This window comes from Candidatus Karelsulcia muelleri PSPU (assembly GCF_000829155.1).
GTDB lineage: Bacteria > Bacteroidota > Bacteroidia > Flavobacteriales > Blattabacteriaceae > Karelsulcia > Karelsulcia muelleri_A.
In genome coordinates this window covers 220,092-238,236 of the sequence record NZ_AP013293.1, presented here as the reverse complement: position 1 = coordinate 238,236, position 18,145 = coordinate 220,092, and the positions used below count along the sequence as shown (strand labels likewise).

Below are 18,145 nucleotides of genomic sequence, written 5' to 3'. Positions count from 1 at the left end.
ATTTTATATTTTATATATATAAAATAAGATTTTATTAATTAATTTTTTAAAAAAAATGGATATCAAAACTATTGAGGAAATTAAAATGATAAAATCAAGTTCTATCTTAGTATCTAAAACATTAGGTATGTTAACTAATGAAATTAAACCTGGAATTAACACATTATATTTAGATTCATTAGCTGAAGAATTTATTAGAGATAATGGAGCTATACCTGCTTTTTTAGGATTATATAATTATCCTTATACTATTTGTGCATCTACTAATGAACAAGTTATTCACGGTATTCCTAATAAAAAACCCTTATGTGATGGAGATATATTATCTATTGATTGTGGAGTAAAAATTAATAATTATTATGGTGAACATGCTTATACATTTGAAGTAGGTAATGTTAATGAAAATATAAAAAAATTACTTAAAATTACAAAAAAATCACTTTATTTAGGAATTTCTGAATGTAAATTAGGAAATTATATAGGAGATATAGGATATGCAATTCAAAATTACGTTGAAAAACATGGATATTCTATAGTAAGAGAATTTGTAGGACATGGATTAGGAAAAAAAATTCATGAAAAACCTAATGTCCCTAATTATGGGTTAAAAACCATTGGATTAAAATTATTAAATGGATTAGTATTAGCAATAGAACCTATGGTTAATAAAGGTAAAAAAAAAATAAAATTTAATAATGATGGTTGGACTATATCTACTAAAGATAAAAAAAAATCAGCACATTATGAACATAATATTGCTATAATTAATGGTAATCCATATTTACTATCTACATATAAATATATTTATAAATCATTAGGAATTTCTTCAAAAGAAGAATATTTATTTTAAATAATTTTTAATTCTATTAAATCCTTCAATAATTTTTTTTTTATCATTAGCATATGATATTCTAAGTCCATTTTTATATCCAAAAGCTTCTCCTGATACTGTTGCTATATGACATTTATTAAGTAAATACATAGCAAAATTATTTGATGATTTAATATAAAAATTATATTTTTTATTTTTTAATAAAAAAGAAATATCTATAAAGATATAAAAAGTACCTTCAGGTATTTTAAATTTAAATTGAGGTATTTTATTTAAAATACTTATTATTAAATCTCTTTTTATTTTAAATTCATTTATTATCTTTTTTAAAGACTTTTTAGTATTATTTTTTAATGCTTCAATAGAAGCACATTGTGCTATTATATTTACACATGATGTGGTTTGACCTTGAATTTTTTCACAAGCTTTAGCAATCCATTCAGGCCCCCCCATATATCCGACTCTCCATCCTGTCATAGCAAATGATTTAGAAAGACCATTTAATGTAACTGTTTTATTATATACTTCTGGAAAAGAAGCAAGACTAATATGTTTTTTTCCATAAATTATATATTCATATATTTCATCTGAAATAATTATTATTTTATCAAATTTTGATAATACTTTTACTAAATTTTTTAATTCTTCTTTAGAATAAACACTTCCTGTAGGATTACATGGAGTATTAAATACAAATATTTTTGTTTTATAGTTTATTACATTTTTTAATTGTTTATAAGTAATTTTAAAATTATCTTTTATTGTAGTTGGTATAATAATAGGTTTAGCTTTACAAAATTTAACCATTTCATAATAACTTACCCAATAAGGAGCTGGAATTATTACTTCATCATCTTTATTTAATAAAGCTAAAAATATATTTATAATTGATTGTTTTACACCATTACTTACTACTATTTGTGATATTTTATAATTTAAATTATTATCACGTTTAAATTTATTACATATAATTTCTTTTAAATTTTTTAATCCTGATATAGGAGTATAATAATTATACCCTTCATTTATAGCTTTTTTAGCAGCATTTAATATAAAAGATGGAGTATTAAAATTTGGTTCTCCAACACTTAAATTTATTATATTATAACCTAATTCTTTTAATTCTCTTGCTTTAGAAGTCATTTCTAATGTTTTAGAATATCCCATATTAAGTATTCTATCTGATAACATAAGATCTATAATTATTATATAATTGTATGTATATATAATAATAATATTTTGAAAAAAAAAATAAAAAATCTGAAAAAAGATTTTTCATTATTAGATGAATTTAAATTTTATAATTTTTTTAAATTATATAAATTACATAAATTTTTTAATTTAAAAATTAATATTATTTCTAAAAATAGTTTAAAATTTTTTTATGAAAGCCATTTTTTACATTCTTTAAGTATTTATAAAATTTTTTATTTTTTTAATAAATCAATTATTCTTGATGTTGGAACTGGAGGAGGTTTTCCTGGAATTCCTTTAGCTATAATGTTTAATAAAACAAAATTTATATTAATTGATTCAATTAAAAAAAAAATAAAATTAATTAATTTTATTATTAATAAATTACATTTAAAAAATGTATATATACAATGTACACGTATAGAAAATTTTAATAAAAAATGTAATTTTATTATTGGAAGAGCTGTTACAAAATTTACTAATTTTATTAAATTAGTTAAAAAAAATATTTTAAAAAATAATAAAAATAAAATAGATAATGGAATTATTTATTTAAAAGGAGGAAATTTTAAAAAAAATATATTTTATATTAAATATAATATATCAAATCTTTTTAAAGAAAAATTTTTTTTTAATAAATATATTATATTTATTCCAATTTTTTTTACAAAAAAATGAATTATACTTCAAAAAATATTCAATATATAGATGGAATTGAGCATGTAAGATTAAGACCATCAATGTATATTGGTGATATTGGAATTAAAGGATTACATCATATGGTTTCTGAAGTTGTAGATAACTCTATAGATGAATCATTATCTGGTTTTTGTAATAAAATATATGTAACAATACATAAAGATAATTCCATTACCATTTTAGATAATGGAAGAGGTATTCCTGTTGATTTACATAAAAAAAAAGGAATTTCAGCTCTTGAATTAGTAATGACTAAAATTGGTGCAGGAGGAAAATTTGATAATAATTCTTATAAAGTTTCTGGGGGTTTACATGGTGTAGGTCTTTCTTGTGTTAATGCATTATCAAGTAATTTAATAGCTAAAGTTTATCGTAATGGCAAAATATATGAACAAAAATACTCTAGAGGAATTCCAATAAGCAAAATAAAGATTATTGGTAAATGTAATAATAAAGTAGGTACTAAAATTCTTTTTAAAGCAGATAAATTAATTTTTAAAAAAATTCAATATAATTATTCTATTCTAATGAATAGATTAAGAGAATTATCCTATCTTAATAAAGGATTATCAATTTATTTATTAGATGAAAGAGAAATTGATAAAAATGGCAATTTTAAAAAAAAATTTTTTTTTTCCAAAAAAGGAATAAAAGAATTTTTAATATTTCTAGAAAAAAAAAAGGATAATATCATTTATATAAAAAAAAAAAATCTAAAATTAGAATTAGAATTAGCTATGAGGTTTAATTCTTCTTTTAAAGAAAAAATTTATTCTTATGTTAATAATATTAATACCTCTCAAGGAGGTACTCATATTTCTGGTTTTAAAAGAGCATTAACTAAAACTTTAAAGAAATTTTTTTATAAATTTTTTCCTTTAAAAAAAAATAAAATAGAAATTACTGGTAAAAATTTAAGAGAAGGTCTTACGGCAATTTTAGCAATAAGAATTATTAATCCTCAATTTGAAGGACAAATAAAAAATAAACTTGTAAATAATGAAATTATTGGTTTGGTAGAAAAAATTATAAATAAACATATAAGTATATTTTTTAAAAAAAATGTTTTTTTTTTAAAAAAAATATTAAAAAAAATTTTTTTGTCTGTTAAAGCTCAAAAAACTTTAAAAAAAGCTCGTGAATTAATAAATAAAAAAACATCAATACATAAATTTTTACCTATAAAATTAGCAGATTGTTCTTTTAATGATCCTAATTTATGTGAAATTTATTTAGTAGAAGGTGATTCTGCAGGTGGAACTGCTAAACAAGGTAGAGAACGTAAATTCCAAGCTGTTTTACCCTTAAGAGGTAAAATCTTAAATGTCGAAAAAAACATAATAAATAAAATTTTTGATAATGAAGAAATAAAAAATATTTTTTCTTCTTTAGGGGTATATATTTTTTTTTACAAAAAAAAAATCAATTTAAATATTGATAATATTCGTTATAAAAAAATAATAATTATGACTGATGCTGATATAGATGGAAGTCATATATCAACATTAATATTAACTTTATTTTTTAAATATATGAGAATTTTAATAGAAAAAGGTTATATATATATAGCCACACCTCCATTATTTTTAATAAAAACTTTTAATAAAAAATTTTATGCTTGGAATGAAAAAGAAAGAAATAAAATTTTAAAAAAATTAAAAATGAATTCTTTAAAAAAAATAAGTGTTCAACGTTATAAAGGCTTAGGGGAAATGAATGCTGAACAATTATGGGAAACAACTATGAATCCTATAAATAGAACTTTACGTAAAGTAACTATATCTAATTTAAAAATTGCAAAAAATATATTTTATATGCTTATGGGAAATAAGGTTATACCTAGAAAAAAATTTATAGAACAAAATTCTATATTTGCTAATATAGATACATAAATATTTTTATATATGGCTATTATTGAATATAATACAAAAAAAGGAATAAAAAAAATTATAAATAAAATAAAACAATTAGAAACTATAGAACGTAAAAAAATAATAAAAGCAATTTCAGAAGCGCGAGATAAAGGAGATTTATCAGAAAATTCTGAATATGATGCTGCAAAAGCAGCTCAAAAAATTTTAGAATTTAAAATTTTTAATTTAAAATTAAAATTATCTAATACACGTATTATAGATATTTCTAAAATATCTACTTCTCAAGTATCAATTTTTACTAAAGTAAAACTAAAAAATATTGATAATGGAAATTATCAAAACTATACATTAGTTCCTGAAAGTGAATCAAATATAAAAAAAAATAAAATATCTATAAATTCTCCTATTGCTATAGGATTAATTGGAAAAAAAATAGGAGATATAATTTATATTAAATTACCAAATAATAAAATTATTAATTTTAAATTAATAAAAATTAAAATTTAATTTTTTAAGACTCGTTGTGTAATGGTAGCACAGCAGATTTTGGTTCTGTTAGTTGGGGTTCAAATCCCTACGGGTCTGCTTTTTATAAAAAAAAATGTCAACAAAAATTCGATTACAAAGAAAAGGAAGAAAAAAAAAAGCTTTTTACACTATTGTAGTTTCCAATTCTCGTTCTCCTAGAGATGGAAAATTCATAGAAAAAATAGGTTTTTATAATCCTAATACTAAACCTTATACTATATCAATTAATATTGATAAAGCTGTTAATTGGTTAATTAAAGGAGCACAACCTACATGTACTGTTAAATCTTTATTTTTATTTAAGGGAATTTTTTTTAAAAAATATCTGATAAATGGAATAAAAAAAAAAGGTTTTTCTAATTTAGATATTAAAAATAAATTTAAAATTTGGATTAATAAAAATGAATTATATTAATATAAATAAAAAAAAAAAAGATATAAATGGATATATTCATATTACCGGATCTAAAAGTGAATCTAATAGATTTTTGATATTAAAAGCATTATTTCCTAATTTAATTTTTTTAAAAAATATTTCAAATTCTGATGATACTTTCTTATTAAAGAAGGCTTTATTTTCTAATAAAAAAGAAATTAATATAAATCATTCTGGTACTGCTATGCGGTTTTTAACGGCATTCTTTTCTATAAAAGAAAAAAAAGAAGTTTTATTAACTGGATCTTATAGAATACAAGAAAGACCTATTTCAATTTTAGTTGAAACATTAAAAAAATTAGGAGCAAATATTGTTTATGAAAAAGAAATTGGGTTTCCTCCATTAAGAATAATGGGAAAAAAATTATTAGGTGGTGAAATTTATATGAATGCGAATTTCAGTAGTCAATTTATAAGTTCTATTATGTTAATAGCATCAACATTTGAAAATGGATTAAAAATTTTTTTATCAAAAAAAATTACTTCTCATTCTTATATGAAGATGACTTTTAAAATTTTAAAAAAAATTGGAATAAATATTAGTTGGAATAATAATATTATTTATATAAAAAACATAAAATTTAGTAAAAAAAAATTTAAAAATAAAAAAAAAATTTTAATAGAATCTGATTGGAGTTCAGCTTCATATTATTATTCTTTAGTAGCTTTATCCCAAAAAGCTAATTTAAATTTAAAATTTTATAAAAAAAAAAGCTTGCAAGGTGATAAATTGATCACAAGAATATATACAAATTTTTTTAATGTTAAAACAATTTTTAAAAAAAAAAAAATAAATTTAAAAAAAAAAAAATTGTTAAAAACAAAAACAATAAATATTAATTTAAATTCAACTCCAGATATAGCACAAACTATAGCAGTAACTTGTACTGGATTAAAAAAAAAATGTATATTAAAAGGATTAAAAACTTTAAAAGTTAAGGAAACTGATAGATTAAATGCATTAAAAAATGAATTATTTAAATTAGGAGTAAAAACTATTTTAACTAAAAATAGTTTAAAATTATTAAATTTTAAAATAAATAAAAAAAATAAATATATAAATACTTATGATGATCATAGAATGGCTATGTCTTTTTCTACATTAGGAATTTTATATCCTATCTCAATATTACATTATAATGTAATAAATAAATCTTATCCTAATTTTTGGCTAAATTTAAAAAATTTAGATTTTATTATAAAAAATAAAAATATTTAAAGGCCTATTCGTCTATTGGTAAGGACATCAGATTTTCATTCTGAAAAGAGGGGTTCGATTCCCCTATGGGCTACTAATTATAAATTAGTATGGCAAATAAAAAATCAGCCTTAAAACAAATAAAAAAAAATAATTTTAAAAGAAAAAAAAATAAATATTATTCTAAATCAACTAGAACAATAATAAAAAAATTCCAATTAGAATTGGATAAAAAAAAAAAATTAAAGGAGATTCCTAAAATCTCATCTTTTATAGATCAATTAGTCAAAAGAAAAATTATTCATAAAAATAAATCTAATAGATTAAAAAAAAAATTATTTAAATAAAAATTATGAATTTAGCAATAGTAGGAGTAACAGGAATGGTAGGACGTGTTATTTTAAATATTTTAGAAGAAAAAAATATTTTTATAAAAAATTTATATCCTGTCGCTTCTAAAAAATCAATAGGAAAAAAAATTTTCTTTAAAAAAAAAAAAATAAAAATCTTAAGTATAGAAGAAACTTTTTCTTTAAAACCTGATGTTGCTATTTTTTCTGCTGGAGCAGAAATTTCAAAAATATGGGGAATGAAATTTACAAGAAAAGGTACTATATTAATTGATAATTCATCAGCATGGCGAATGAATAAATATAAAAAATTAATAGTTCCTGAAATAAATGGAAAATTTATCTCAAAAAGAGATAAACTTATAGCAAATCCTAATTGTTCTACAATACAATTAGTAATGGTTTTATATCCATTACATCTAAAATATAGAATAAAAAATATAACAATATCTACTTATCAATCTGTTACAGGATCCGGTAAAAAAGGATTAGATCAATTAATAAATGAAGAAGACCGAAAAAAAAAAAAAAAAAATTTTTATTTTAAAATACATAGAAATGTAATTCCACATTGTGATAAATTTGATTCTTCTGGATATTCTAAAGAAGAATTAAAATTAATAAATGAAACAAAAAAAATTTTTTCTAATAAAAGAATAGGAATTACTTCTACTTCTATACGTGTTCCTATAGTAGGAGGTCACTCTGAAAGTATTAATTTATCATTTAAAAATGATTTTGATATAAATGAATTACGTAAAATATTATCAAATACAAGTGGATTAATTTTAATGGATAATATTCAAAATAAAATATATCCTATGCCTATTCTATGTGAAGAAAATAATAATGTTTTTGTAGGTAGAATTAGAAGAGATTTATCTAAAAAAAAATCTTTAAATATGTGGATAGTATCTGATAATTTACGTAAAGGATCTGCTACAAACGCAGTTCAAATATTAGAATATTTAATTTCTAATAAATTTATTTAAATGATATTTTTAATTTCATGAAAAAAAAAATTGCTATTCAAGGAATAAAAGGTTGTTTTCATGAAATTGCAACTAAAAAATATTTTTATAAAAAAAAATATAATATAATTAAATGTAAAACATTTAATGAATTAACATATTTTGTCTCAACAAATACAACTTATTTAGGTGTGATAGCAATAGAAAATTCTATTGCAGGAGCATTAATATATAATTATAATTTAATTAGAAAAAATCTGCTTAAAATAAGTGGAGAAATATATTTATATATTAATCATAATTTAATGATATTAAAAAAAAATAATATAAAAAATATAAAAAAAATTATATCACATCCTATGGCTATTTTACAATGTAAAAATTATTTATCTAAATATCCAAAAATAAAAATCTCTGAATATAGAGATACTGCTGAAGCAGCTTTTCTTATTTTTAAAAAAAAAAAAAAATATATAGCTGCAATAGCTTCTAAAGAAGCTGCTTTTATATATAATTTAAAAATTATAGATAAAAATATTCAAACAGTTAATAAAAACTTTACTAGATTTTTAATATTAAAAAATAATTTTAACTATAAAAAAAATAAAATTTTTAATAAAGTTTCTTTTTTTTTAAAATTAAAAAATAATATAGGAGAATTTTATAAACTTATAAAAGTTATATTTAATTTAAATATTAATATTACTAATATTAAAACTTTTCCAAGAAAAAAAAAACCATGGGAATATATTTTTTATATTGATATTACATTTAATGTAATTAATAATTATTTATTAATGAAAAAAAAAATAAATAAAATAAATAATTTTTATTATATATTGGGAGAATATAAAAATTCTATAAAAATATAATAAAAATTATATTTTTTAGATAAATGAAAAAAATAGAACCAAATTGGATAAATAGCTTTAAAAAGCCACTGATTATTTCAGGTCCATGTAGTGCAGAAAATGAAAATCAAATTTTAGAAATAGCTAAAAGATTAGATCCAAATTATGTCGAAATTTTTAGAGCAGGAATATGGAAACCAAGAACTAGACCAAATAATTTTGAAGGAATAGGAGAAATAGGTTTAAAATGGTTAAATAAAGTTAAAAAAAAAACAGGATTTTTAGTTGCAATAGAAGTAGCTAATAAAATTCATGTAGAACTTGCGTTAAAATATGATATTGATATAATTTGGATAGGAGCTCGAAGTACAGTAAATCCATTTACCGTACAAGAAATAGCAGAATCTTTAAAAGATACCAATAAAATTATTTTAGTAAAAAATCCTATAAATCCTGATATAGATCTATGGATAGGAGCTTTAGAAAGATTAATGAATAAAGGAATAAAAAATTTAGGAGTTATTCATAGAGGATTTTCTATTTATAAAAATTTAAAATATAGAAATATTCCTAATTGGAAATTAGCATTAAAATTTAAAAAATTATATCCTAATATTCCAATGTTATGTGATCCATCTCATATCTGTGGAAATAGAGAAGGAATATTTGAAGTAATAAAAAAAGCTATGAATTTTAATTATGAAGGATTTATAATAGAAACACATTGTGATCCTGATAAAGCATTAAGTGATTCTTATCAACAAATTTTACCTGAAAAAATAAAATATTTTTTTTCAAAAATTTTTTTAAAAAAAAAAAAAAATCTAAAATTAGAATATAAAAGAGAATTTATTAATGAATTAGATGAAAATTTAATATATTTATTATCAGATAGAATGATATTATCTGAAAAAATCGCAATAATAAAAAAAATTAATAATTTTTTAGTTTTTCAACCTAAAAGATGGGAATCTTTAATAGAAAAATATATTAATTTAGGTAATAGATTAGGTTTATCAAAAACATTTATAAAAAAAATATTTAATGAAATTCATAAAGAATCTATAAATATTCAAAATAAAATTATTTAAATAAAAAATTATTGTATTTAAATTCTGTATTATATTAAATACAATAAATTATGTTTAATGTTGATAACATTCAATTATATCACCAATTTTAATATCATTAAAATCTTTTATTATTATCCCACATTCATATCCTTTATTTACTTCTTTTACATCATTTTTAAATCTTTTTAAAGAGAATAAAATTCCATTATATACAATAACTCCATTTCTAATTAAAGAAATTTTTGAATTTCGTATTATTTTACCATTTAAAATTAAACAACCGGCTATATTTTCTTTATTTTTCTTTTTAAAAGAATTTAATACTTTTGCTTTTCCTAATATTATTGTTTTTTTTTTATTTAATTTAATTAAATTTAATGTATTTTTAAAATCATTAATAATATTATATATTAGATAATATAACCTTATCTCTATTTTATTTTTTTCAGCAAAAATTTTAGATTTTAATGAACATTCAACATTAAAACCAATAATAATTGCATCAGACGCTTTTGCTAAAAGCACATCTGATTCTGTTATATGTCCAATATTATAATATATTATTTTAATTACAAAATAATTTGTAGATAATTTTTCTATTGAATCAATTAAAGCTTCTACTGAGCCATTCATATCTCCTTTAACTATTAATTTTAGTTCTTTAAAATTTTTTAATGAAACCTTTTTTACTATTTCTTCTAATGTAATAGTTTTTTTATAACGTATTTTATATTCTTTTTTTAATTGATTTTTTTTAGAAGCTAATCGTTTGGCTTCTTTTTCATCTTGAAAAACTTTAAATCTTTCACCAGAAGTAGGTGCTCCATTTAATCCTAAAATTATTCCAGGTTTTGAAGGATAAACTTTTTTTATATGATTACCTCTTTCATTTAAAATAATTTTTACTTTTCCATGAAAATTTCCTGCTACTATATAATCTCCTACTTTTAAAGTCCCTCCTTGAATAAGGAGGGACGTACAATACCCTCGTCCTTTATCTAAATAAGATTCTATTACTGTACCTACAGCTGTTTTATTAGGATTAGCTTTTAGATTTAAAATTTTTGCTTCTAATAAAATTTTTTCCAATAATTCATTTATTCCTAAACCAAATTTAGCAGATATCTCTTGAGCTTGATATTTTCCTCCCCATTCTTTAAATAAAAAATTCATTTCAGATAATTTTATACGTATATTATCAGTATTTGAATTAATTTTATCAATTTTATTCAATGCAAATATAATAGGAACACCAGCTAATTGTGCATGACTAATAGCTTCTTTAGTTTGAGGCATTACATCATCATCTGTAGCTATTACTATCACTACTATATCTGTTATTTTAGTTCCTCTAGCTCTCATAGAAGTAAAAGCTTCATGACCTGGGGTATCTAAAAAGGTTATACTATTACCTTTTTTAAATTTTACATTATATGCACCAACATGTTGTGTTATTCCTCCATATTCTCCAGCTATAATATTTGTTTTTCTTATATAATCTAATAAAGATGTTTTTCCATGATCTACATGACCCATTATAGTTACTACAGGTGATCTAGGTTTAAGATCTTTTTCAGTATCTTTTTCTCCTTGTATGGCTTTTTCTAAATAGGTTCCAATTAATTCTATAGAATAACCAAATTCATCTGCTACTAAAGTTAAAGTTTCTGCATCTAAACGTTGATTCAAAGTGACCATAATACCTAATGAAATACAACTTTTTATAATATCTACAGAATTAATATTCATTATAGATGCTAATTCATTAACAGTAGTAAATTCTACAACTTTAATTTTTTTTTTTTTTTTATCATAATAATATAAATTTTATATTTAATTTACTTGTTAAATAACAAATTAATAAAATTCTTAATTTTAATTAAGACATTAGCAGGTATTTATAATTAAAAAATTTTTTTAATTTTTAATATTTTTTTATAAAAAAAATATATTTCCTCAAAAGTATTATATATAGCAAAACTTATTCTTATAGTACCAGGAATAGATAAAAAATCCATTATAGGTTGTGCACAATGATTTCCTGTTCTTACAGCTATGCCAAAATTATCTAATAATTTGCCTATATCAAATGGATGAATATTTTTTATATTAAATGATATAATACTCGACCTTTTTTTATTTTTTCCATATATTTTAATTCCTTCTATATTACTTAATAATTTAATTGTATAATTAATAATTTTATCTTCATATATTTTAATATTTTTTATATTTATTTTTTCTATAAATTTTATGGCATCTATTGTCGATAGAATCCCTCCTATATTAGGTGTTCCTGCTTCAAATTTAAATGGTATATTAGCATATGTTGCTTTTTTAAATGTAACCTTGTTAATCATTTCACCTCCATATTGATATGGAGGTGAAATGTTTAAAATTTCTTCTTTTCCATAAAGAACTCCGATTCCAGTAGGACCATACATTTTATGTATAGAAAATACATAAAAATCAGGATTTATTTTTTGTATATTTATAGGAATATGAGATATAGCTTGTGAACCATCTATTAAAACTAATGTATTATATTTTTTTGCTTCATAAATAATTTTCTTAATTGGATTAATAACACCTAATGCATTAGTTATATGACTTAAAGAAATTAATTTTGTTTTATTAGAAATAATATATTTAAAATAATCAAATTTTAAATTTCCATAATAATCTATAGGTATTATTTTTAATAATGCTTTTTTTTTTTTACAAAGTATTTGCCATGGAATTATATTTGAATGATGTTCAGAATATGGAATGATTATTTCATCATTTTTATTTATTAAATATGAAATGCTATTAGCTATTAAATTAATACTTTCTGTAGCCCCACTTGTAAAAATTATTTCATGTGAATATTTAGCATTTATAAATGATTTAATTTTTTCTCTACTAAATTCCATTTTTTCAGTAGCTATATTACTTAAATAATAAGCTCCTCTATGAACATTAGAATTTATATTTGAATAATAATTTTTTATTGAATTAATTACTTTATTAGGTTTTTGAGTAGTTGCAGCATTGTCAAAATAAATAAGTTTATTATTATTAATAATAGTCTTTAATATAGGAAATTTTTTTCTTATTCTTTTAATATCTATTTTAGATAACATTTTTATATTAAATTTAAATTTAAAATTTTTAATTTATATATAATTATATTATATATATATATTTTTAGATTATATATCTTTATTTTTTTTAAAATTTCTTTAGAAAATAAAAATAATAAGATGTATTTAGCTATTTTTTTTTTAATTCCTCTAGAACGAAAATAAAATATTTTTTCATTATCTATTTTACCTATAGTACATCCATGTGTACATTTAACATTATTGGCATAAATTTTTAATTCAGGTTTAGTATAAATAAAAGATTTATTTGAAATTAAAATATTATCATTTTTTTGTAAAGCATTTATATTATTCGCATTTTTATGAACTTTAATAAGACCATTAAAAATACCTTTTGATCTTCCATTTAAAATATATTTATAAGTTTGATTACTTTCACAATTAGTATATAAATGATTTATTAATATTTTATTATCTATTATTTGATTTAATGATTTATTTTTTATTATTGTAAGTCCATTAAAATTAAATTTTGAATTGTTACCACAATTAAAAAAATTAATATGATTATTTAATAATCTTCCTTCAAAGGAAAAAGTATTTATTGAACAATAACTATTTTTTTTTTGTGTTAATAAAGTGTTATCTTTTAAATAAGAAAAAGATAAATTATTTTGAATTTTAATATAATCTAAATAACTTTTTTTTTCATTAAAAATTTCAGTAACGGAATTACTCATAAAAATTTTATTTGTTAATGATTCATGTATTTCTATAATTTTAGCTTTAGTTTTTTTTCCTAAAATTATTAAATTTCTAGGATTAATAATTGAATAATCATTTCTTATATTATATATATATATTATATATATATTTTTTTTAAAAAAAATCCCGTCAGGGATATATATATATGCTCCATCTTTTGAAAAAAGAAAATTAAAATAATTTAAATTATCATTATTTGATAATGATTTACCATAATATTTTTCAATATTGGAATTACAATAACTTTTATTATTTATAATAATATCATTTAATGATAAAAAATTTTTATTTTTTTTTTTAAAAAAATTATAAATATAAAATCCATTTATAAAAAATAAATAAAATCCATCGACATCTAATACATATTTATTTAATAATTTTAAATAAATTGATTCTTTTTCTTTAATAGGAAATGAATATTCGTAATCAATTATTGATGATATATCATAATTTTTCCATTTTTCATATTCAAATAAATATAAATTATTTTTATTAATTTTTTTTATTGATTTATTTCTAATAATATTTAGATATTTATATATATAATTATTAAAATTAATATTTTCTTTTTTAAATTTCATAAAATTAAAAATTAATTTTTAATCCAATCATATCCTTTTGATTCAATTTTTAGCGCTAATTCTTTATTTCCAGATTTAACTATTTTACCTTTATCTAAAACATGTACATAATCAGGTATTATATAATTTAATAATCTTTGATAATGAGTTATTATTAATATAGAATTATTTTTATTTTTTAATTTATTAATTCCTAAAGATAAAGTTTTAATAGCATCTATATCCAAACCAGAATCCATTTCATCTAAAATTGATAATTTTGGATTAATCATACACATTTGAAATATTTCATTACGTTTTTTTTCACCTCCTGAAAAGCCTTCATTTAAAGATCTTGAAAGAAAATTTTTATCTATTTTTAATAGATCAGATACATTTCTTATTTTTTTTAAAAATTTATAAGAATCTATTTCTTTTTTAGAATTTGCTTTTCTTATAGAATTTAGAGAAATTCTTATAAAATTAAGAATTGATATACCAGGAATTTCTACTGGATCTTGAAAAGATAAAAAAATTCCTAAATGAGCTCTTTCTTCTGGAGCTAAAAAATTTAATTCTTTATTTTCAAATAAAATTTGACCTTTATTTATTTTATAATCTTTTTTTCCAGCTATTATAGAGGCTAATGTACTTTTCCCTGATCCATTAGGTCCCATTATTACATGAATTTCTCCTTTATTAATTGTTAAATTAACATTTTTTAATATGTTATTTTGTTTTACTGAAACAGATAAATTCTTTATTTTTAACATAAAAATTAATTTTTAATATTTATTCATTATCCTACTGAACCTTCTAATTTTATTTCTAATAATTTCCTCGCTTCTATTGCAAACTCCATAGGTAATCTATCTAAAATATTTTTACTAAAACCAGTAACTATAAGTGAAATGGCTTTTTCTAAATTAATTCCACGTTGATTACAATAAAAAATTTGATCTTCTTCTATTTTAGACGTTGTAGCTTCATGTTCAACTTTAGATGAATTATTTTTTACATTTATAAAAGGAAAAGTATGAGCACTACAGGTATTCCCTATTAATAAAGAATCACATTGTGAAAAATTACGTGAATTAATAGCATTAGAAGAAATATTTACTAATCCTCTATAACTATTTTTAGAAAATCCAGCTGATATTCCTTTTGAAATAATAGTACTTTTAGTATTTTTTCCTAAATGAATCATTTTGGTTCCAGTATCAGATTTTTGAAAATTCTTTGTAAAAGCTACTGAATAAAATTCTCCTATTGAATCATCACCTTTTAAAATACAAGATGGATATTTCCAAGTTATAGCTGATCCCGTTTCTATTTGAGTCCATGATATTTTAGATTTTTTTTCACATAATCCTCTTTTAGTTACAAAATTAAAAACTCCACCTATCCCATTTTTATCTCCAGGATACCAATTTTGTACAGTAGAATATTTAATTTCAGCACCTTCTAAAGCTATTAATTCAACAACAGCAGCATGTAATTGATTTTCTTCCCGTTGAGGAGCTGTGCATCCTTCTAAATAACTAACATATGAATTTTTATCAGCAATTACAAGTGTTCTTTCAAATTGACCTATTCCTGATTCATTTATACGAAAATATGTAGATAATTCTACAGGACAACGTACATTTTTTGGGATATAACAAAAAGATCCATCAGAAAAAACAGCTGAATTTAATGCTGAATAAAAATTATCTTTTATTGGAACTATTTTACCTATATATTTTTTTATAAGATCAGGATATTTTTTTATAGCTTTACTAATAGGACAAAATATTATTCCTTTTTCTGATAAAACTTTTTTAAAAGTTGTAGTAACAGAAACAGAATCCATAATTACGTCTAATGCTATTTTTGATAATTTTTTATTTTTTTTTAATTTTAAATTTAATTTATTAAAAGTATCTAATAATTTGTTATCAATTTCTTTTTTAAGAAATTTATTTTTTTTTATAGCAGAATAATAACTTATGTTTTGAAAATCAGGGATTTTATATGAAAAATTTCCCCATTTAGGAGGAATCATTTTTTTCCATATTTTATATGATTTTAATCTTCTTTTTAACATCCAATCGGGTTCATTTTTTTTTCTTGATATATGAGTTATAATATTTTCATTAATTCCTTTTGGAATTTTATCTGATTCTAGATTAGTATAAAATCCATATTTATAATAAGAATTTTCAATATTATCTATAATATTAAATTCTTTTTTTTTTTTTATCATTTATTTAATTTTTTATTAAAAAAATATTTATATAATAAATATATATATTTTTTAATATAATAAAATTTAACAATGATAAATAAAAAATATTATATAGAAAATTATGGTTGTCAAATGAATATCTCTGATAGTGAAATTATATGTTCTATTTTAGATAATGAAGGATTTATTAAAACTGAAAATTTTAAAAAGGCTAATATCATATTAATAAATACATGTTCTATAAGAGAAAAATCTGAACAAAAAATATTATTACGTATAAATCAACTTAAATTTTTAAAAAAAAAAAATAATAATATTATAATAGGAATATTGGGTTGTTTGGCTCAAAATTTTAAAAAAAAAATATTAAAAATTAATAATATAATTAATTTAGTTTTAGGGCCAGATTCTTATAGAGAAATTCCTTCTTTAATAAGAAAGATTTATAATAAATCATATAAATATATAAATACTTTTTTTTCTAAAAATGAAACTTATGCAGATATTTTACCTAAAAGAGATAAAAATAAAATAACGGCGTTTGTTACTATAATGCGAGGATGTGATAATATGTGTACTTTCTGTGTTGTTCCTTTTACAAGAGGTCGTGAAAAGAGTCGTGATCCACATAGTATTATAAAAGAATGTGAATTTTTATTTAAAAAAGGATATAAAGAAATTATACTTTTAGGTCAAAATGTAGATTCATATTTATGGTATGGAGGGGGATTAAAAAAAAATTTTAAAAAATCAAAAATAAAAAATGAAAGAATTATAAATTTTTCTAATTTATTAGAATTAGTTGCTATTTCAGTTCCTTTTATGAGAATTCGTTTTTGTACTTCTAATCCTAATGATATGTCATATAAGGTTTTAAATATAATTAAAAAATATAAAAATATATGTAAACATATTCATTTACCAGTTCAATCAGGAAGTAATAAAATTTTATCATTAATGAATAGAAAACATACACGTGAAGATTATATTTTACTTATAAATAAAATAAATAAAATTTTACCTAATTGTTCAATATCTTGTGATATTATCACGGGATTTTGTAATGAATATGAATATGATCATAATGAAACATTGAATTTAATGAAACTTGTAAAATATAATTTTTCATATATGTTTATATATTCCCATCGAATAGGAACATATGCTTATAAACATTTAATTGATAATGTTTCTTTAGAAATAAAAAAACGTAGATTAAAAGAAATTATATCTTTACAAAGAAAACATTCCTATTTTAGATTAAGTAAATCTATTGGAAATATTCAAGAAATTTTAATAGAGGGAATTTCAAAAAAAAATATTAATTTTTTTTATGGAAGAAATTCTAAAAATGATATAGTAATTTTTCCTAAAAAAAAATTTAAAATAGGAGATTTTTTAAAAGTTAAAATTAATAATTGTACATCTGCTACTTTAATAGGAGATTTATTAAATGAAAAATACTATTTATGATTCATCAAATGATTTATTATATAATAGA

The 18,145-nt window shown here is 19.6% G+C and carries 17 protein-coding genes and 2 tRNA genes; 13 read left to right on the top strand and 6 right to left on the bottom strand.

The genetic code is table 11. The annotated features are described in order from the left end of the window. The first annotated feature begins 55 nt into the window (after nucleotides 1-55). Nucleotides 56-850, top strand: coding sequence for a type I methionyl aminopeptidase (gene map, locus SMPSPU_RS01145; protein WP_041094004.1), 795 nt, complete (start codon nucleotides 56-58; stop codon nucleotides 848-850). Here the strand turns inward: map and SMPSPU_RS01140 are convergent. Beyond that, nucleotides 842-2,023: a pyridoxal phosphate-dependent aminotransferase gene (locus SMPSPU_RS01140; RefSeq protein WP_041094002.1), complete on the bottom strand. Its 1,182-nt coding sequence runs from the start codon at nucleotides 2,021-2,023 to the stop codon at nucleotides 842-844. The two genes, map and SMPSPU_RS01140, sit on opposite strands and share 9 nt — an antisense overlap. Before the next feature lie 48 nt (nucleotides 2,024-2,071). Between SMPSPU_RS01140 and SMPSPU_RS01135 the strand changes: the two genes are divergently transcribed. The 11 genes from SMPSPU_RS01135 (at nucleotide 2,072) to SMPSPU_RS01085 (ending at nucleotide 10,024) form a co-directional block, all read left to right on the top strand. Next, nucleotides 2,072-2,704 (top strand): 16S rRNA (guanine(527)-N(7))-methyltransferase RsmG, encoded by a 633-nt coding sequence (locus tag SMPSPU_RS01135; RefSeq protein WP_041094000.1) that lies wholly within the window; start codon nucleotides 2,072-2,074, stop codon nucleotides 2,702-2,704. After that, nucleotides 2,701-4,617: a DNA gyrase subunit B gene (locus tag SMPSPU_RS01130; protein ID WP_041093998.1), complete on the top strand. Its 1,917-nt coding sequence runs from the start codon at nucleotides 2,701-2,703 to the stop codon at nucleotides 4,615-4,617. Before SMPSPU_RS01135 ends, SMPSPU_RS01130 begins: the two co-directional genes overlap by 4 nt. A 12-nt stretch (nucleotides 4,618-4,629) precedes the next feature. After that, nucleotides 4,630-5,106: a transcription elongation factor GreA gene (gene greA / locus SMPSPU_RS01125; RefSeq protein ID WP_197538273.1), complete on the top strand. Its 477-nt coding sequence runs from the start codon at nucleotides 4,630-4,632 to the stop codon at nucleotides 5,104-5,106. A gap of 7 nt (nucleotides 5,107-5,113) precedes the next feature. Beyond that, nucleotides 5,114-5,184 (top strand) — tRNA-Gln (locus SMPSPU_RS01120). 16 nt (nucleotides 5,185-5,200) lie between these two features. Then, on the top strand, nucleotides 5,201-5,542 hold the full coding sequence (gene rpsP / locus SMPSPU_RS01115; protein ID WP_041093996.1) for a 30S ribosomal protein S16: 342 nt from the start codon (nucleotides 5,201-5,203) through the stop codon (nucleotides 5,540-5,542). After that, nucleotides 5,529-6,782 (top strand): 3-phosphoshikimate 1-carboxyvinyltransferase, encoded by a 1,254-nt coding sequence (locus SMPSPU_RS01110; RefSeq protein ID WP_041093994.1) that lies wholly within the window; start codon nucleotides 5,529-5,531, stop codon nucleotides 6,780-6,782. The genes rpsP and SMPSPU_RS01110 overlap by 14 nt, the downstream gene beginning before the upstream one ends. Nucleotide 6,783: 1 nt before the next feature. Beyond that, nucleotides 6,784-6,855: transfer RNA gene (locus SMPSPU_RS01105), tRNA-Glu, on the top strand. 16 nt (nucleotides 6,856-6,871) lie between these two features. Then, nucleotides 6,872-7,108, top strand: coding sequence for a 30S ribosomal protein S20 (rpsT, locus tag SMPSPU_RS01100; RefSeq protein WP_041093992.1), 237 nt, complete (start codon nucleotides 6,872-6,874; stop codon nucleotides 7,106-7,108). A gap of 5 nt (nucleotides 7,109-7,113) precedes the next feature. Further along, the gene (locus tag SMPSPU_RS01095) at nucleotides 7,114-8,103 is read left to right on the top strand and encodes an aspartate-semialdehyde dehydrogenase (protein WP_041093990.1); all 990 of its coding nucleotides are present in this window, start codon (nucleotides 7,114-7,116) and stop codon (nucleotides 8,101-8,103) included. A gap of 17 nt (nucleotides 8,104-8,120) precedes the next feature. After that, nucleotides 8,121-8,954, top strand: coding sequence for a prephenate dehydratase (locus tag SMPSPU_RS01090; RefSeq protein WP_041093987.1), 834 nt, complete (start codon nucleotides 8,121-8,123; stop codon nucleotides 8,952-8,954). 23 nt (nucleotides 8,955-8,977) lie between these two features. Beyond that, on the top strand, nucleotides 8,978-10,024 hold the full coding sequence (locus SMPSPU_RS01085) for a bifunctional 3-deoxy-7-phosphoheptulonate synthase/chorismate mutase type II (RefSeq protein ID WP_041093985.1): 1,047 nt from the start codon (nucleotides 8,978-8,980) through the stop codon (nucleotides 10,022-10,024). A 54-nt stretch (nucleotides 10,025-10,078) separates the two neighbouring features. Here SMPSPU_RS01085 and infB read toward each other — a convergent pair whose 3' ends face one another. The 5 genes from infB to sufB form a co-directional block, all read right to left on the bottom strand. After that, on the bottom strand, nucleotides 10,079-11,755 hold the full coding sequence (gene infB / locus SMPSPU_RS01080) for a translation initiation factor IF-2 (protein ID WP_201277726.1): 1,677 nt from the start codon (nucleotides 11,753-11,755) through the stop codon (nucleotides 10,079-10,081). A gap of 155 nt (nucleotides 11,756-11,910) precedes the next feature. Beyond that, nucleotides 11,911-13,131 (bottom strand): aminotransferase class V-fold PLP-dependent enzyme, encoded by a 1,221-nt coding sequence (locus SMPSPU_RS01075; RefSeq protein WP_041093983.1) that lies wholly within the window; start codon nucleotides 13,129-13,131, stop codon nucleotides 11,911-11,913. Nucleotides 13,132-13,133: 2 nt separating this feature from the next. After that, on the bottom strand, nucleotides 13,134-14,438 hold the full coding sequence (locus SMPSPU_RS01070) for a SufB/SufD family protein (protein ID WP_041093981.1): 1,305 nt from the start codon (nucleotides 14,436-14,438) through the stop codon (nucleotides 13,134-13,136). Nucleotides 14,439-14,449: 11 nt separating this feature from the next. Further along, the gene (sufC, locus tag SMPSPU_RS01065; protein ID WP_041093978.1) at nucleotides 14,450-15,190 is read right to left on the bottom strand and encodes a Fe-S cluster assembly ATPase SufC; all 741 of its coding nucleotides are present in this window, start codon (nucleotides 15,188-15,190) and stop codon (nucleotides 14,450-14,452) included. A gap of 26 nt (nucleotides 15,191-15,216) precedes the next feature. After that, the gene (gene sufB, locus SMPSPU_RS01060; protein ID WP_041093976.1) at nucleotides 15,217-16,662 is read right to left on the bottom strand and encodes a Fe-S cluster assembly protein SufB; all 1,446 of its coding nucleotides are present in this window, start codon (nucleotides 16,660-16,662) and stop codon (nucleotides 15,217-15,219) included. 72 nt (nucleotides 16,663-16,734) lie between these two features. Here sufB and miaB point away from each other — a divergent pair, with 72 nt between their 5' ends. Beyond that, nucleotides 16,735-18,117: a tRNA (N6-isopentenyl adenosine(37)-C2)-methylthiotransferase MiaB gene (gene miaB, locus SMPSPU_RS01055; protein WP_041093973.1), complete on the top strand. Its 1,383-nt coding sequence runs from the start codon at nucleotides 16,735-16,737 to the stop codon at nucleotides 18,115-18,117. Nucleotides 18,118-18,145 lie beyond the last annotated feature (28 nt).